We start from the raw sequence: 16,815 nt of genomic DNA on the forward strand, positions 1-16,815 counted from the left end.
TATAGATAGTCTTTATTACTCCTCGTTCTCTTTTACCGAGAAGTCGATAACGTTCTTCTTGTTTGCCAATACTCGTTCGTAATCTTCTCGCGAACCTACCACGAGTTTGTCGAACTCGCGGAGACCTGTACCGGCCGGTATCAAGTGACCGCAGATAACGTTCTCTTTCATTCCGTCGAGCGGGTCAACCTTTCCGCGTATTGCAGCCTCGTTGAGAACCTTTGTTGTCTCTTGGAACGATGCGGCCGACATGAAACTCTTAGTTTGAAGTGCGGCGCGCGTGATACCCTGCAATATCTGTGTAGATGTAGCCGGCATTGCGTCGCGCACTTGTACCAGACGCAGGTCGCGCCGTTTAAGACTTGAGTTTTCTTCGCGCAACTTGCGTGCGGATATGATTTGCCCTTTCTGCAAGATCTCACTGTCACCCGGGTCTTCAACATATTTCTTGCCCCAGATGCGGTCGTTCTCGTCAACGAAATCGAGTTTGTCAACCACTTCCTGTTCAAGGAAAGTGGTATCGCCCGGTTCGTTGATTTGCACTTTACGCATCATCTGACGTACGATTATCTCAAAATGCTTGTCGTTGATTTTCACACCCTGCAGGCGGTAAACGTCTTGCACCTCGTTAACGATATACTCTTGAACGGCAGTAGGACCCTTTATGGCAAGAATATCGCTCGGTGTGATGACACCATCCGAAAGCGGAGTTCCTGCACGAACGGCATCGTGTTCCTGCACAAGGATCTGCTTGGAGAGCGAAACTAAGTATTTGCTCTGCTCGCCTGTCTTGGATGTTACGATTATCTCGCGATTGCCACGCTTTACTTTACCCATTGTCACCTCGCCGTCGATTTCGGATACGACCGCGGGGTTGCTCGGGTTACGAGCCTCGAACAGTTCGGTAACACGCGGCAGACCGCCGGTAATGTCGCCTCCCATATTGACGGTGCGTGGTATCTTGACGAGTGTGGTACCGGTTTTTACCACTTGTCCGTCCTCTACGATAACGTGTCCTCCCACCGGGAAACTGTAGGTTCCCAGTACTTCGCCATCGGCATTTATTATATCGCAGGTAGGAACATGCGTATGGTCTTTCGACTCGATTATTATTTTCTCGGTAAGTCCGGTTGTCTCGTCGGTCTCCGCCTTGTATGTAGTTCCTTCAACGACGTTTTGGAATCGCAACGTACCTGAATATTCTGTAACTATGACAGCATTGAACGGATCCCACTTTGCCACGAGGTCGCCTTTTTTAACTTCCGCCTTGTTGGTGAAATACAGTGATGAGCCATACGGAACCGGCACCGTGGAAAGCACTATTCCGGTGTTCACGTCAACGAAGCGAGCCTCCGCCAGTCGGCTGACAACCATCTGACAATTCACTTCGCCTTGTTCGCCTTTTTCTACGAACGGTACGGCACGTATTTCCTCAAATTCTATGCGGCTGTCACTTTTTGCGACAATACTTGCATTGGCTGCCGCGCTACCGGCCACACCACCGGCATGGAATGTACGCAACGTGAGCTGTGTACCCGGCTCTCCGATTGCCTGTGCCGCGATGACACCGACAGCCTCTCCTTTCTGTACCATACGCTGTGTGGCGAGGTTGCGCCCATAGCATTTCATGCAGACACCCCTCTTACTCTCGCAGGTAAGCACCGAGCGGATTTCGACCATCTCTATCGGCGACTCTTCTATGGCATGTGCCACTTTCTCGGTTATTTCCTCGCCTGCTGACACGAGCAGTTCGCCCGTGGAAGGATGTGTTATGTCGTGTACGGATACTCGTCCGAGGATTCGTTCATACAAGGAAGATATTACTTCCTCGCCGTTTTTCAGAGCCGTGCATTCCAAACCACGCAACGTACCACAATCCTCTTCGTTGATTATTACGTCATGGCTAACATCGACAAGACGGCGCGTGAGGTAACCTGCATCGGCAGTCTTCATGGCGGTGTCGGCAAGACCCTTACGGGCACCGTGGGTGGATATGAAGTATTCGAGCACCGACATTCCCTCTTTGAAGTTAGAGAGAATCGGGTTTTCGATGGTACCGCGTCCTTCGGCACCTGCTTTCTGCGGTTTTGCCATAAGTCCGCGCATACCGGCAAGCTGCTTAATCTGATCCTTCGAACCACGGGCTCCGGAATCGAGCATCATATATACGGCGTTGAAACCTTGGTCGGCCTCTGTCATCTGTTTCAGAAGAATGTCTCCGAGACGGTTGTTAACATGTGTCCAAGTGTCGATTACCTGATTGTAACGCTCGTTGTCTGTTATGAAACCCATGTTATAGTTGCCTTTTATGGCCTGCACCTCATCGTTTCCTTTTTGTACGAGTTTTTCCTTTTCCTTAGGTATTATGATGTCATCGAGGTTAAAAGACAGTCCTGCGAGATACGCCATGCGGTATCCGAGGTTTTTGATACCGTCGAGGAATTCGCATGCCTCGGCAAATCCAACCTTGTTTATTACATCGGCGATAATGTCGCGCAGAGATTTTTTGGATATTACCTTATTTACGAATCCCACTTCTTCGGGGATTATTCCATTTACAATTACACGACCCACGGATGTTTCAACCATGCGATCAACAAGATTTCCGTTGTTGTCGAGATCCTTAACCATAACCTTTACTTGTGAGTGCAGGTCGCACTTCTTTTCGTTGAAAGCTATGATTGCCTCTTCGGGACCGTAGAACATAAGTCCTTCTCCCTTTGCTCCGGGGCGTATCTTGGTAATGTAATACAGTCCGAGTACCATGTCCTGCGAAGGAACAGTGATTGGTGCACCGTTTGCAGGGTTGAGAATGTTGTGACTTTGGAGCATCAGCAACTGCGCCTCAAGGATAGCCTCGTTGCTCAGCGGGAGATGGACTGCCATTTGGTCGCCGTCAAAGTCGGCATTGAATGCCGTACATGCCAACGGGTGCAACTGGATTGCCTTTCCCTCGATGAGTTTAGGCTGGAACGCCTGAATACCGAGACGGTGAAGAGTAGGAGCACGGTTGAGAAGCACCGGATGTCCCTTCATAACGTTTTCGAGAATATCCCAGATAACCGGTTCGCGACGATCTACGATTTTCTTTGCGGATTTCACAGTCTTAACTATTCCGCGTTCGATGAGTTTGCGTATGATAAACGGTTTGTAGAGTTCGGCTGCCATTAGTTTCGGAAGTCCGCACTCGCCCATTTTCAATTCCGGACCTACAACTATTACAGAACGTGCAGAATAATCGACACGCTTACCGAGCAGGTTCTGACGGAAACGTCCTTGCTTACCTTTCAACGAATCGGACAGAGACTTCAACGGACGGTTGCTCTCGCTCTTCACTGCCGAAGACTTGCGCGAGTTGTCGAACAGAGAATCGACCGCCTCCTGCAACATTCTCTTCTCGTTGCGTAAGATTACCTCGGGAGCCTTTATCTCCATGAGTCTCTTCAGTCGGGTGTTACGAATGATTACGCGGCGGTAAAGATCGTTTAGGTCGGATGTGGCAAAGCGTCCGCCATCGAGCGGTACAAGCGGACGAAGTTCCGGAGGAGTAACGGGTACTATCTTCAAAATCATCCATTCCGGTTTGTTTATATCCTTGCTCTGACGGAAAGCCTCAACCACCTGAAGACGCTTCAAAGCCTCGGTCTTGCGCTGCTGTGAAGAGTCGGTATTGGCAAGGTTGCGCAACTCGTATGACAATGTGTCGAGATCGAGACCTTGAAGAAGGTCATACACAGCCTCGGCACCCATCTTTGCCACAAACTTGTTCGGGTCGCTGTCTTCAAGATATTCATTGTCGCTTGGCAGACTGTCCATTATTGCGATATACTCGTCTTCAGACAGCAAGTCGAACTTGTGCGATCCGTTTATTTCTGCATCTTCCGCGTCTTTCCTACCTTCAACTATACCCGGCTGAATTACGATATATTTCTCATAATATATTACCGAATCGAGTTTCTTTGTAGGTATTCCGAGCAGATATCCAATCTTGTTCGGCAGGCTGCGGAAATACCATATATGTGCTATCGGTACTACCAATTCGATATGTCCGGTACGTTCACGGCGTACCTTTTTCTCCGTAACCTCGACGCCGCATCGGTCGCAGACTATTCCTTTATACCGTATGCGCTTATATTTTCCGCATGCACACTCATAGTCCTTCGTGGGACCGAATATGCGCTCGCAGAAAAGACCGTCGCGCTCGGGCTTATATGTACGGTAGTTTATTGTCTCCGGCTTGGTAACCTCGCCGAAACTGCTTTCGAGGATTTCCTCCGGTGAAGCAAGACCGATGGTAATCTTCGTGAAATTATTCTTTATCTTTGAATCCTTCTTGAATGCCATATTTCAATTCTTAATCCTTAAGTTTTTGATACCTAAACTGAATTTTAGTCGAGTTTTACGCTAAGCCCAAGACCGCGTAGTTCGTGAAGCAACACATTGAGTGACTCGGGAATGCCGGGTGTCGGCATGGCCTCGCCTTTCACTATGGCCTCGTAAGCCTTTGAACGTCCTACAACATCATCGGACTTGATTGTGAGTATTTCCTGAAGTACATGGCTGGCACCGAATGCTTCCAATGCCCAAACCTCCATCTCTCCAAAACGCTGTCCGCCGAATTGTGCCTTACCACCAAGCGGTTGCTGAGTGATGAGAGAGTACGGACCGATGGAACGTGCGTGCATCTTGTCTTCGACCATGTGACCGAGTTTGAGGAAGTAGGTTATTCCCACGGTTGCCGGCTGGTCGAACTGTTCGCCTGTCTCACCATCGTACAAGTGCGTCGAACACAGACGCGGCAGTCCGGCTTTATCTGTCCACTCCTGAAGGTCTTCGAGTTTTGCGCCATCGAAGATCGGTGTGGAAAACTTAACGCCGAGACGTTTGCCCGCAGCACCGAGGATGGCCTCGAATATCTGTCCGAGATTCATTCGGGAAGGCACTCCGAGCGGGTTGAGTACCAAGTCAACGGGACGACCATCTTCGAGGAATGGCATGTCTTCCTGACGCACCACCTTGGAAACGATACCCTTGTTACCGTGACGACCGGCAAGTTTGTCGCCCACGCCAATCTTACGTTTCTTGGCAACATATATCTTAGCCATCTGCAGAATGCCGGAAGGTAAATCATCGCCTATTGAGATGGCAAACTTACGGCGTTTGCTTTCGGCATCAAGAAGTTTGTATTTCTTTATATAGTTCATTATAAGAGCCTGAATGAGATGATTTTTATGATCATCGTCAGTCCAGTTGTTGCTCTGTATTCCGTCGTACTCGAGATTTTTCAGTACGGCAACGGTAAACTTGCTGCCCTTGGTAATTATCTCGGCTCCGGTATAGTCTTTTACGCCCTGCGACACTTTGTCTTCGGTGAGCGACATAAGTTTATCCACGAGGATGTCCTTAAGGTCGTCCATTTTTGCCTCATACTCTTCGTCTATTTTTGCAAGAATTACTTTATCCTGTTGTTTAGACTGTCGCGACTTTATTGCACGCGAGAAGAGTTTCTTGTCAATGATGACACCACTCAACGACGGGTTTGCCTTGAGTGAAGAGTCTTTCACATCGCCTGCCTTGTCTCCGAAGATTGCGCGTAACAATTTTTCCTCCGGCGACGGGTCGCTCTCTCCCTTCGGAGAGATCTTACCTATAAGTATATCACCCGGCTCAACACGCGCACCAACACGTATAATACCGTTGTCGTCGAGGTCTTTAGTGGCTTCCTCGCTTACGTTTGGAATGTCTGAGGTAAACTCTTCCATTCCACGCTTTGTCTCGCGTACGTCAAGCGTATATTCATCAACATGAACAGATGTAAGTACGTCATCGCGGACAACACGTTCATTGAGAACGATGGCATCCTCGTAATTGTAACCTTTCCAAGGCATGTAAGCAACGAGTAGATTACGTCCGAGTGCGAGTTCTCCGTTTTCGGTGGCATATCCTTCCGTGAGAATTTCGCCTTTGTTAACACGTTGTCCTTTCTCGCAGATGGGTCGAAGGTCAATGGTCATGTTCTGATTGGTACGGCGGAATTTCGGAATACGGTATTCCTTGAGTGCCGGCTCAAAACTTACGAACTCTTCATCCTCGGTGCGGTCGTACAATATACGTATCGTTGTGGCATCTACATATTCTATTACACCATTGCCTTCGGCAGTAATCATGGTGCGTGAATTTTCGCAAACCTGCTTCTCTATGCCCGTTCCCACGATGGGAGCCTCATTGTGCAGAAGCGGAACTGCCTGACGCATCATGTTGGATCCCATCAGGGCGCGGTGTGCATCATCATGCTCGAGGAACGGTATCAGTCCGGCAGCAATAGATGCTATCTGCTGCGGCGAAACGTCCATAAGATCAACCTCGTCCGGGTCGGCGACAGGGAAATCCGCATCTTGGCGACACTTTACGAAATCACGAATAAACGATCCGTCATCATTAAGTGGTGCATTGCCCTGACCTATGATGTGCCCTTCCTCTTCCTCTGCGGTAAGATATACAATATCTTCATTCCTAAGACCAACCATACCTTCCTTAACCTTGCGGTACGGAGTCTCGATAAATCCGAGTTCGTTAATCTTTGCATATACGCAAAGCGATGATATAAGACCGATGTTGGGACCTTCGGGAGATTCAATCGGACAAAGACGACCATAGTGGGTATAGTGAACGTCACGAACCTCGAAGCCGGCACGTTCGCGACTAAGACCACCGGGACCGAGTGCCGAAAGACGGCGTTTGTGAGTTACCTCGGCAAGCGGGTTAGTCTGATCCATGAACTGGGACAGCGGATTGGTGCCGAAGAACGAGTTGATCACACTCGAAATCGTCTTGGCATTTATAAGGTCGGTAGGCTGGAACACCTCATTGTCACGAACGTTCATGCGTTCGCGGATTGTTCTGCTCATACGTGCCAAACCTATTGAGAATTGGTTTGACAACTGCTCGCCTACCGTTCGCACACGGCGGTTGGAGAGGTGGTCAATATCGTCAACCGTAGCATTGGAGTTGACTAATTGTATGAGATATTTTATAATCTCTATAATGTCTTCCTTGGTAAGGATACGCACGTTCATGTCGGTATCCAGACCGAGTTTCTTGTTTATTCTGTAACGTCCCACATCGCCAAGATCGTATCTCTTGTCAGAGAAGAAAAGGTTGAGAATTACCTCGCGAGCACTCGTATCATCGGAAGGCTCTGAATTGCGCAGTTGTCGGTAAATATAGAATATCGCTTCCTTCTCCGAATTGGTGATGTCCTTGGCAAGAGTGTTGAAGATAATGGAATATTTCGAGGCAGCCTCTTCGTCCTTGTGAAGGAGAATGGTGGAAGCACCGCTTTCAAGAATCTCGTTGACGTTATCTTTGGTTATTTCGGTTTCGCGCTCCATCATTACGTCATTACGCTCGATGGAAACTACCTCGCCGGTATCTTCGTCAACAAAATCTTCGTTCCAACTCTTCAGTACACGGGCAGCTAGTTTGCGCCCTATGACTTCTTTCATGTTTTTCTTGTTTACCTTTACCTCCTCGGCAAGACCGAAAATTTCAAGGATATCCTTGTCGTTCTCATAGCCTATCGCACGCAACAATGTTGTCACGGGCAATTTCTTCTTGCGGTCGATATAAGCATACATGACATTGTTGATGTCAGTGGCAAACTCTATCCAAGAACCTTTGAACGGAATTATGCGTGCACTGTAAAGAGCAGTTCCGTTAGCATGAATTCCCTGTGCAAAGAACACACCCGGCGAGCGGTGCAACTGTGACACCACGACACGCTCGGCACCATTTATCACGAAAGTGCCGTTACTCGTCATGTAAGGTATGTTGCCCAGATACACATCTTGCACAAATGTCGGGAAATCCTCATGCTCCGGGTCTGTGCAATAAAGTTTCATCTTGGCCTTCAACGGGACACTGTATGTTAGTCCACGCTCCAAGCACTCGTCTATGGTATAACGAGGTGGGTCTATGAAATAGTCGAGAAACTCAAGTACGAAATTGTTACGAGTGTCTGCAATAGGGAAATTTTCTGCGAACACCTTGTAAAGTCCGTCGTTCTTGCGTTCCTCCGGCGGTGTGTCCAACTGTAAGAAGTCCTTGAAAGACTTTAATTGCACATCGAGAAAATCCGGATACGGCATGGGATTCTTCACGCTGGCAAAGTTTACTCTGTTATCAACAATTTTTGAAGCCATATATTTATTAAATAAATAAGGTGTTAATTATTTTCGGGAAATCTCCGACTACTCGGGATTCCAAGGTCTCTTAAGTCTCTGCCGAAAACAGCCAAAAGACAAGAAAAGGTTAAGACCCCCCTACTTAGGAGATCTTAACCGTATTTGTATTAAAACAAGTCTGAATTACTTCAGTTCAACCTTTGCACCGGCCTCTTCGATAGCCTTCTTCAGGTTCTCGGCCTCGTCCTTTGAAAGACCTTCTTTCAAGGTAGAAGGAGCACCGTCAACAAGATCCTTAGCCTCTTTCAGACCAAGACCACAAGCTTCTTTAACAGCCTTTACAACCTGCAGTTTAGCACCGCCAACCTCAGCGAGAACAACATCGAAAGAAGACTTCTCCTCTGCTGCATCAGCTGCACCAGCAGCAGGACCAGCAGCTACAGCAACAGCTGCAGCAGCAGGCTCAATTCCGTACTCGTCCTTCAGGACTGTTGCCAATTCGCTTACTTCTTTTACTGTAAGGTTTACCAACTCTTCAGCAATAGCTTTAATATCTGCCATTTTTATTATAATTTTTAATTGTTTTTTTAATATTAATGTTTCAATAAGGTCGCTTATTTGTTACGCTCAGCGATAGCGTCAAGCAGTCCGTGAACCTTGCCACCGGCATTGAGTCCGGATACAACGTTCTTGATTGGAGACTGCAGCAATGCCACAACATCTGCAATAAGTTCGCTCTTGCTCTTGATGGCAGAGAGTTCCTCCAACTTGTCGGCACCGACAAAGATGCCTTCCTCGGCATAAGCACCCTTCAGTGAGGGCACGCCTACCTTGGCATATTCTTTGAGCAGTTTTGCAGGTACGTTAGCCACATTTGTGAACATAACCGCAGTATTGCCTTTCAATGTGCCGTACAAAGGTTCAAAATCAATTTCCGAAGCCTCGAAAGCCTTGTGCAGAAGAGTATTCTTCACAACGACCATCTTGATTTCATTCTTGAAACACTTGCGACGCAGATTGCTTGTCTCCTCTGCATTCAGACCGGTAACATCTATCAGATAGAAATGAGGATATTGTTTCAACTGCTCACCAAGTGTTACTATGATAGTATCTTTTACTTCCTTTTTCATCGTTTTCCGTACTTTAAGTGTTATTCAACTGTCTTTGGATCAACCTTGACACCTGCACTCATAGTGCTTGATAGGAAGATACTCTTGATATATGTACCTTTGGCAGCAGCAGGCTTCAGTTTGATAACTGTATTGATAAACTCCTTTGCATTTCCATAAATCTGCTCGGGGGTCATTGTGACCTTACCAATAGACGTGTGGATTATACCGGCTTTGTCAACCTTAAAGTCTATCTTACCTTGCTTAATTTCCTTAACGGCCTTGGCAACGTCCATAGTAACAGTGCCACTCTTTGGGTTGGGCATCAATCCGCGAGGACCGAGAACGCGTCCCAAAGGTCCTACTTTACCCATGCAGGACGGCATTGTGATGATAACATCAACATCAGTCCAGCCACCTTTAATCTTTTCGATATACTCGTCAAGACCAACATAGTCAGCACCTGCCTCCTTGGCAGCAGCTTCCGCGTCAGGGGTACAGAGGCATAACACGCGAGTAACCTTACCGGTTCCATGCGGCAACGATACGACACCGCGTACCATCTGGTTAGCCTTGCGTGGATCCACACCCAAGCGTACATCAATATCAAGAGAAGCCTCGAACTTGGTGGTAGTAATATCCTTCACCAACTGTGCGGCCTCCATCAAAGAGTATGCTTTCCCTGCTTCAACCTTATCGGCAACTGCTTTCTGATTTTTTGTCAGTTTACTCATTTTCTTTAAAATTGAAGTTATTAAAAATTATCCAGGGAAGTCCCCTTTTACAGTGATACCCATACTGCGTGCTGTTCCGGCAATGAGTTTCATTGCAGACTCTACCGTAAAACAGTTCAAGTCTGTCATCTTGTCTTCTGCGATTGCTCTCACCTGCTCCCATGTCACCGAAGAGACTTTCTTGCGGTTTGGCTCGGCAGAACCACCCTTTACCTTTGCAGCTTCCATCAACTGTACTGCTGCCGGCGGGGTTTTGATAATGAAACTGAATGACTTGTCGGTATAGTAAGTGATAACGACAGGAAGAATCTTACCTGCCTTATCCTGGGTTCTGGCGTTGAACTCTTTGCAGAATCCCATAATATTAATACCCTTCGAACCGAGAGCCGGTCCTACTGGGGGAGAAGGATTCGCAGCGCCACCTTTAATCTGTAATTTGATTAATCCAGCAACTTCTTTAGCCATTTCTTTTGTTAATTAAAATTTGATTTTTATATAAAAAGAATATACACGCTCGTAACAGCGCAACTATTCTTTTTCAACTTGCATAAAACTGAGTTCCAGCGGAGTGTTCCGACCGAAAATCTTTACCATGACCTTCAACTTGTGTTTCTCGGTATCCACCTCTTCGATGTTACCGCTAAATCCGCTGAAAGGTCCATCCGTAACCTTGACGGCATCACCAACCAAGTAAGGAATGATTACCTCTTCCTGTATCTCGGTATCATCTGCTATGCCAAGCATACGGTTCACTTCAGCCTCGCTTACGGGAGAGGGGTTATCCAAACCTCCAAGAAAACCCAAGACATTAGGCATGAAACGCAATGTATGAGCAACGTCGCCTTTTAGTTCCGCCTCAACAAGCACATAACCGGGGAGAGCAATTTTCTCCTTGACTACACGCTTAGTACCACGCGAAACAGCATGTTTCTCCATAGGTATTACCACCTGGGAAACATACTTAGAAAGCAACTCGTTGTGACTCAATTCGACCTCGATGTATTCTTTCACCTTGGCCTCCTTGCCGCTCACAGCGCGAAGCACATACCATTTTTTTCCTGTCTGAGCCATTTTCCTTTAAGAGATTAACCGGGATAAACCATACTCATAACCCATTTAAACAACGAGTCCATGCCGAATACCACGAGCGCAATGACAAGGGAAGCAGATAACACAACCATTGCGGTATGGGTCAATTCGGCACGTGATGGCCAAGTAGTCTTATGCGCAAGTTCGTTGTAACAGACTTTGCAATAATTTGCTACTTTCATGAATATCTTCTTGAACATATCATTTTTCTTTCTTGGCACGGGAAGGAGGACTCGAACCCACGACCCTCGGTTTTGGAGACCGATGCTCTACCAACTGAGCTATTCCCGTATATGAGGCTCCGCCCGCAGGGAGCGGAACCTCATTTATTTATTCCAAGCGTACATGCAATAATCAAATACGCAATGGATGTTTCAGATTAGTCTTCGAAAACTTCTGTAATCTGACCGGAACCTACCGTGCGACCACCCTCGCGGATAGCGAAACGCAGACCCTTGTTCAAGGCTACAGCGTAGATAAGTTCCACGGTAATCTCAACGTTGTCACCGGGCATTACCATTTCAACGCCTGCCGGCAATGTGATTTCACCCGTACAGTCCATTGTACGGAGATAGAACTGCGGACGATACTTGTTTCCGAACGGAGTATGACGACCACCCTCTTCTTTCTTAAGAACATAGATAGAAGCCTTGAATTTCTTGAACGGCTTAATCTGACCCGGATGGCAGAGTACCATACCACGTTTGATTTCGTTCTTGTCGATACCGCGGAGGAGCAGACCAACGTTGTCACCTGCCTGACCTTCGTCAAGAAGTTTGCGGAACATCTCAACACCTGTTACGGTAGAAGTCTTGTCCTCGCCGAGACCGAGAAGTTCTACTGCGTCACCAACATGGATAACACCGGTCTCAATACGACCTGTGGCAACAGTACCACGACCTGTGATGGAGAACACGTCCTCAACCGGCATAAGGAATGGCTTGTCGGTAGCACGCGGAGGCTCCTGAATCCACTCGTCGCAGACACTCATGAGTTCCATTACTTTCTCTTCCCATTTTGCAACGCCGTTGAGCGCACCAAGAGCAGAACCACGAATAATTGGAGTATCGTCCTCAAATTCATACTGAGCGAGAATCTCTTGAACCTCCATTTCTACGAGTTCGAGCATTTCCTCGTCCTCAACCATGTCGCACTTGTTCAGGAAAACAACCAAACGCGGAACGTTTACCTGACGTGCAAGAAGCACGTGCTCGCGTGTCTGAGGCATAGGACCGTCAGTTGCAGCACAAACGAGAATGGCACCGTCCATCTGGGCAGCACCCGTAACCATGTTCTTCACATAGTCGGCGTGTCCCGGACAGTCAACGTGTGCATAGTGACGTTTTGCCGTTTCATACTCAACGTGAGAGGTATTGATAGTAATACCACGCTCCTTTTCTTCCGGAGCATTGTCAATCTGATCAAAAGACTTTACCTCAGAAAGACCATTCTTAGCCAATACTGTTGTGATGGCAGCCGTAAGAGTAGTCTTACCATGGTCAACGTGACCGATAGTACCAATATTAACGTGCGGTTTCGTGCGCACAAAATTCTCTTTAGCCATAGCTTTACTTTTATTTAATTAATGAATAATCGCGTTTTTTCTGCTTCACACGGTTGATAAAACAGTAGAGCTGTAACTGAGAGTTGAACTCAGGACCTCTTCCTTACCAAGGAAGTGCTCTACCACTGAGCTATTACAGCATTTGAGCGGAAAACGGGACTCAAACCCGCGACCCCCAGCTTGGAAGGCTAGTGCTCTATCAACTGAGCTATTTCCGCATAACGGCATTTCATCTATGCCTCTATCAAATCAACTGAATTTGGCTCAAACAAAACCCCGCAAAAAATCCACTGATGTGGGTGGTGATGGATTCGAACCACCGAAGTCGAAAGACAACAGATTTACAGTCTGCCCCATTTGGCCGCTCTGGAAACCACCCTTTTTTACACGTCCTCATTCTCCGCCTTTTTCCTTTTGCCCGCCGGAGAGCCTCTTGTCGGATTCGAACCAACGACCCCGAGATTACAAATCACGTGCTCTGGCCAACTGAGCTAAAGAGGCAAATCCTTGCAGCCGTCAAAACTCGTGACGAAGGACATGTTCTAAAACGGCTGCAAAGATACGACGTTTTTTTTAATCGCCAAAACTTTTCATGTTTTTTTTACCTGTTACGTAGTTTTTCTTTAAATTTGGTAAGTTGCACTTTCATGGAATCAACGCAAACATCTATACTTTCCTCAAAAGTATCGCAAGTTTTCTCGACGAATAATTTTTGTCCGGGAACAACTACTGCTATGCTCGCCTGCTTGTTCATTGCCGTGGCGGGCTTTACCACTTTAAGTTGCACCTCAACAGTACTAATGTCTTCGAACGATTTCTCCAACTTCGACACTTTCTTCTCCACGAATGCCTGCAATTGTTCCGTTGCATCAAAATGGATTGGCTGAATTTTAATCTCCATATTACCTCCGGTTTTATAAGGTTAAAGAATTACGCCCTCGGGTGGGCCTTAATATATACTCTCTTCAATTGTTCGAAAGTGGCATGGGTATATATCTCCGTCGTGGCGATACTTTCATGCCCGAGCAGTTTCTGCACACTTTCCAAGCCTGCTTCGTTATTCAGCATTGCGGTGGCAAACGAATGACGCAACACGTGTGGCGAACGCCTCTTCATGGTCGTAACCAGTCCGAGTTTGTCGCGCACCAACTGTCGCACCTGTCCGTATTTCATGCGCATGCCTTTGTCATCAACAAACAGGGCATCGCATTGCCTGACGAGTTCCCTATCGCGCACCTCGATGTAATATTTCAGTTCGTTGTGCAACTCTCCACCGAAAGGAACGATGCGCTGCTTGTTTCTCTTTCCCGTAACCTTGACATGATTGTTCAAGAAATCCACATGCGCGTCATCAAGACCTATAAGTTCCGCCGCTCTCAATCCCGCTTCATAAAACATTAATATAATGGTACGGGCGCGAACATCTTTAATAGTGTCTTTCCACTCAATGTCGTCAAGCAGACGGTTCATATCTTTTTCTTTAACGAAACATGGCAGCAACTTATCTTTTTTCGGACCCTCCATCCTGTACGCCGGGTCACTGTCTATAAACCCTCGTTCCATGGCGAATCTGTAAAACGATTTCACGGCTGTCAGATACCCGCACACAGTGCGCGCCTTACATCCGGTCTCCATCTCATGTTCTATCCAGTCACCTATAATGTCACTGTCAACATCTTCCCACGACAAGCCTCCGCATTTTTCTTGGACAAATCTGCGAAGTAACTCCAACGAGTACGAATATTTCACGACCGTAAGCTCCGAAACGTTTCTTTCGTAGCGCAGATAATCAATAAAATTTCCGATGGTCATGCTCATAGTCGTTGTTTTTCGTCAGCGAATATACGCATTTTTTTTGGAACCGCAAAATATGTAGGCGTGTTTTTCACAAAAAGAATATAAAAAACCATACAAACAAGAAAAGGAGCGTGAAAAGACACGCTCCGACTTTCTTTATCCGTCGGTTTTATTTAATAGTCAAGGCAGGATTTACGAATCACCACCTTAAGAAACATCAGTCCTCTGCGGCACGGAGTTTCTGCACGTAGATTGCATGCTCCATCTTTAGGCGCTTCAAAACAGAAGGTTTGTCGTACTGCTGACGTGCACGAAGTTCTTTAATAACTCCGGTCTTCTCAAACTTTCTCTTGAATTTCTTCAATGCTCTCTCGATGTTCTCACCATCTTTTACTGGAACGATGATCATGTCTTTGCTTAAAAATTATATGTTAAACTTCTTGTTATTATTCAAGCCTTTAACGTGTTGCCACGAATTTCGGGTGCAAAAGTACTACTTTTTTTCGGAACGCGCAAATTTTCCAAGTTAAAAGTTAATACACCATGATTAAAATCCATATTTTAACCCAAATCAGTTATCAGAGTCCTTGGCCAATTTGGGTTAAAATGGAACATTTATATTTTCATGGTGAACATCTTCACGAACAATATATTCCCTATCCAACTCTCTCAAATCCGAAATATGTTGAACAAGATTTTCTTTTGCCTCAAGTCGTTCAATTTCTTCTCGCCTTGCTTTAGACATGATACAGAAAGACTCTTCCTGTTCTATGCCTGCAAACCTTCTGCCACACAGATTTGCAGCAATACCTGTTGTAGAACTTCCGCTAAAAGGATCAAAAACCCAATCACCAACGTTAGTAGATGATAGTATAATGCGTGTAAGTATGCTTAACGGTTTTTGTGTAGGGTGTTTTCCCTGAGATTTCTCCCATCTCCCTATGGCAGGCAGTCGCCACACGTCTGTCATCTGCTTATCACCATTAAGCTTTTTCATAAGTTCATAATTAAATTTATGTGGTTTATTATGCAACTTGCGTGCCCATATTATGAACTCTGTAGAATAAGTAAAAAAGCGGCATGATATATTAGCAGGCGGATTTGTTTTCTGCCAAGTAATAACATTAAGTATCCTATAGCCAAGTTCTGTAAGACAGTTTGCCACAGAGAAAATATTATGATATGTTCCACTAATCCATATTGTCCCATTTTCTTTAAGTTTGTCACGGCACAATCCCAGCCATTCCATGTTGAATACCAGCATCTCTTCCTTTGTTTTCCCTTTGTCCCAATTCCCCTTATCAACGGAAACCACCTTGCCACTCTGCAATGATATTCCACCATTTGAAAGGAAATATGGGGGGTCAGCAAATATCATGTCAAACTTAAAATCAAATTCCCTAAGCAATTTAAACGAATCTCCATACGCAAGAAGAAAATCGTTTGCAGGAGATCTGTAATAAGGAGTCACCATGTTCTAAAGCACTAAAAATCACACATTCGGAACTTCCTACATATTAGGATTTCTTATTATTGAATCGACAAATTCATTAATATTTGTCAGATTATATACGCTTGGTATTTCACCATACGCCTCTTGTAGTTTATTACGAGCAGACTTCCAGCCAATTCCATCTGTAATCCAAACAAATTCAAAGCCAGGCAAAGCATTTATTTTTGGAGCAATATCTGAATAAGAACGGGCAACTTCATTAAGTTTTGAACCGCCACCACTATAGAAATTAACCTCAATTAGATAAGTGACATTGTGGGCATAAATGACAAAGTCGAAACGTTTTTCATCATCACCAAGAGCCTCAGTAACCTCTGCCCACTCTCTAGAATACACTTCTTGTCTAAAATTTATCCCATTTCTTCTAAACACATCGGCAACCATATTCTCCATTAAATGGCCACTTCTATTTTTGCGTGCATTGCTATCGAGGCCGGTCTCGATTCCAAACACATAATCGACTAAATCATTTATTTTACCTTCCCTAAAGACAGTTGCCAATCCAGTATTTTCAAGAAACTCCAAAACACTGTCAACGCTATCAAAAAAACTTTCTAGTAGCACTATATCACCTTGGGAATTCAACACTTTCTTTTTACCATCATTTCTAATAGCAATTAAAATGTCCATTACAGAAAATGCACTTCTATCCCTATTCCATATAACCTCGACACTTTTTCTAAGATTTTTTGTTCCTATAAGACTATTAAGCATACAAAGGCTTAATTTAGTCGTCCCTTAAAAAGAGATGCTAAGCGGGAATTGATTCATCAATGACCTCTCTCTTAGCATTTCTCTTATTGTTTTGAACAGGAATAAAAGAGCT

13 protein-coding genes, 5 tRNA genes and 1 pseudogene are annotated in these 16,815 nt (G+C 45.8%); all 19 read right to left on the reverse strand.

What is annotated here, in order from left to right; genetic code table 11:
- Window positions 1-15: 15 nt before the first annotated feature.
- Complete coding sequence (gene rpoC / locus EII32_RS04630) at window positions 16-4,344, reverse strand: DNA-directed RNA polymerase subunit beta' (RefSeq protein WP_125234280.1); 4,329 nt, start codon at window positions 4,342-4,344, stop codon at window positions 16-18.
- Window positions 4,345-4,388: 44 nt separating this feature from the next.
- Complete coding sequence (gene rpoB / locus EII32_RS04635) at window positions 4,389-8,201, reverse strand: DNA-directed RNA polymerase subunit beta (RefSeq protein WP_125234281.1); 3,813 nt, start codon at window positions 8,199-8,201, stop codon at window positions 4,389-4,391.
- A 165-nt stretch (window positions 8,202-8,366) separates the two neighbouring features.
- On the reverse strand, window positions 8,367-8,744 hold the full coding sequence (gene rplL / locus EII32_RS04640; RefSeq protein WP_125234282.1) for a 50S ribosomal protein L7/L12: 378 nt from the start codon (window positions 8,742-8,744) through the stop codon (window positions 8,367-8,369).
- Between the two features lie 53 nt (window positions 8,745-8,797).
- Complete coding sequence (gene rplJ / locus EII32_RS04645; protein ID WP_125234283.1) at window positions 8,798-9,313, reverse strand: 50S ribosomal protein L10; 516 nt, start codon at window positions 9,311-9,313, stop codon at window positions 8,798-8,800.
- Between the two features lie 20 nt (window positions 9,314-9,333).
- Window positions 9,334-10,026: a 50S ribosomal protein L1 gene (rplA, locus tag EII32_RS04650; RefSeq protein WP_125234284.1), complete on the reverse strand. Its 693-nt coding sequence runs from the start codon at window positions 10,024-10,026 to the stop codon at window positions 9,334-9,336.
- 27 nt (window positions 10,027-10,053) lie between these two features.
- Window positions 10,054-10,491, reverse strand: coding sequence for a 50S ribosomal protein L11 (rplK, locus tag EII32_RS04655; RefSeq protein ID WP_125234285.1), 438 nt, complete (start codon window positions 10,489-10,491; stop codon window positions 10,054-10,056).
- A 63-nt stretch (window positions 10,492-10,554) separates the two neighbouring features.
- Window positions 10,555-11,097 (reverse strand): transcription termination/antitermination protein NusG, encoded by a 543-nt coding sequence (gene nusG / locus EII32_RS04660; protein ID WP_125234286.1) that lies wholly within the window; start codon window positions 11,095-11,097, stop codon window positions 10,555-10,557.
- Between the two features lie 14 nt (window positions 11,098-11,111).
- Window positions 11,112-11,303 carry a preprotein translocase subunit SecE gene (secE, locus tag EII32_RS04665; protein ID WP_125234292.1) on the reverse strand — a complete coding sequence of 64 codons (192 nt, stop codon included), beginning with the start codon at window positions 11,301-11,303 and terminating at the stop codon, window positions 11,112-11,114.
- 27 nt (window positions 11,304-11,330) lie between these two features.
- Window positions 11,331-11,406, reverse strand: a tRNA-Trp gene (locus EII32_RS04670).
- Window positions 11,407-11,494: 88 nt separating this feature from the next.
- Window positions 11,495-12,679: an elongation factor Tu gene (tuf, locus tag EII32_RS04675; protein ID WP_125234287.1), complete on the reverse strand. Its 1,185-nt coding sequence runs from the start codon at window positions 12,677-12,679 to the stop codon at window positions 11,495-11,497.
- 68 nt (window positions 12,680-12,747) lie between these two features.
- A tRNA-Thr gene (locus tag EII32_RS04680) sits at window positions 12,748-12,819 on the reverse strand.
- A gap of 5 nt (window positions 12,820-12,824) precedes the next feature.
- Window positions 12,825-12,897 (reverse strand) — tRNA-Gly (locus EII32_RS04685).
- Window positions 12,898-12,975: 78 nt separating this feature from the next.
- A tRNA-Tyr gene (locus tag EII32_RS04690) sits at window positions 12,976-13,058 on the reverse strand.
- 48 nt (window positions 13,059-13,106) lie between these two features.
- Window positions 13,107-13,180: transfer RNA gene (locus tag EII32_RS04695), tRNA-Thr, on the reverse strand.
- Between the two features lie 100 nt (window positions 13,181-13,280).
- Complete coding sequence (gene hpf / locus EII32_RS04700; protein WP_125234288.1) at window positions 13,281-13,580, reverse strand: ribosome hibernation-promoting factor, HPF/YfiA family; 300 nt, start codon at window positions 13,578-13,580, stop codon at window positions 13,281-13,283.
- A gap of 29 nt (window positions 13,581-13,609) precedes the next feature.
- Window positions 13,610-14,491 carry a tyrosine-type recombinase/integrase gene (locus EII32_RS04705; protein ID WP_125234293.1) on the reverse strand — a complete coding sequence of 294 codons (882 nt, stop codon included), beginning with the start codon at window positions 14,489-14,491 and terminating at the stop codon, window positions 13,610-13,612.
- Between the two features lie 202 nt (window positions 14,492-14,693).
- A complete protein-coding gene (gene rpsU / locus EII32_RS04710; protein WP_125234289.1) occupies window positions 14,694-14,885 on the reverse strand; it encodes a 30S ribosomal protein S21 in 192 nt (63 codons plus the stop codon).
- A gap of 192 nt (window positions 14,886-15,077) precedes the next feature.
- Window positions 15,078-15,950: a DNA-methyltransferase gene (locus EII32_RS04715; protein WP_199741394.1), complete on the reverse strand. Its 873-nt coding sequence runs from the start codon at window positions 15,948-15,950 to the stop codon at window positions 15,078-15,080.
- A gap of 36 nt (window positions 15,951-15,986) precedes the next feature.
- Window positions 15,987-16,718: pseudogene (locus tag EII32_RS04720) on the reverse strand (type II restriction endonuclease); the annotation flags it as partial.
- Window positions 16,719-16,815: the final 97 nt, after the last annotated feature.

The sequence above is a fragment of the Prevotella sp. OH937_COT-195 genome (assembly GCF_003932845.1).
In the GTDB taxonomy this organism is placed as follows: domain Bacteria; phylum Bacteroidota; class Bacteroidia; order Bacteroidales; family Bacteroidaceae; genus Prevotella.

Bases quoted from the DNA above. Each gene is read 5' to 3' on its own strand.
- rpoC (WP_125234280.1), bottom strand. From the start codon at position 4,344: ATGGCATTCAAGAAGGATTCAAAGATAAAGAATAATTTCACGAAGATT.
- rpoB (WP_125234281.1), bottom strand. From the start codon at position 8,201: ATGGCTTCAAAAATTGTTGATAACAGAGTAAACTTTGCCAGCGTGAAG.
- rplL (WP_125234282.1), bottom strand. From the start codon at position 8,744: ATGGCAGATATTAAAGCTATTGCTGAAGAGTTGGTAAACCTTACAGTA.
- rplJ (WP_125234283.1), bottom strand. From the start codon at position 9,313: ATGAAAAAGGAAGTAAAAGATACTATCATAGTAACACTTGGTGAGCAG.
- rplA (WP_125234284.1), bottom strand. From the start codon at position 10,026: ATGAGTAAACTGACAAAAAATCAGAAAGCAGTTGCCGATAAGGTTGAA.
- rplK (WP_125234285.1), bottom strand. From the start codon at position 10,491: ATGGCTAAAGAAGTTGCTGGATTAATCAAATTACAGATTAAAGGTGGC.
- nusG (WP_125234286.1), bottom strand. From the start codon at position 11,097: ATGGCTCAGACAGGAAAAAAATGGTATGTGCTTCGCGCTGTGAGCGGC.
- tuf (WP_125234287.1), bottom strand. From the start codon at position 12,679: ATGGCTAAAGAGAATTTTGTGCGCACGAAACCGCACGTTAATATTGGT.
- hpf (WP_125234288.1), bottom strand. From the start codon at position 13,580: ATGGAGATTAAAATTCAGCCAATCCATTTTGATGCAACGGAACAATTG.
- EII32_RS04705 (WP_125234293.1), bottom strand. From the start codon at position 14,491: ATGACCATCGGAAATTTTATTGATTATCTGCGCTACGAAAGAAACGTT.
- rpsU (WP_125234289.1), bottom strand. From the start codon at position 14,885: ATGATCATCGTTCCAGTAAAAGATGGTGAGAACATCGAGAGAGCATTG.
- EII32_RS04715 (WP_199741394.1), bottom strand. From the start codon at position 15,950: ATGGTGACTCCTTATTACAGATCTCCTGCAAACGATTTTCTTCTTGCG.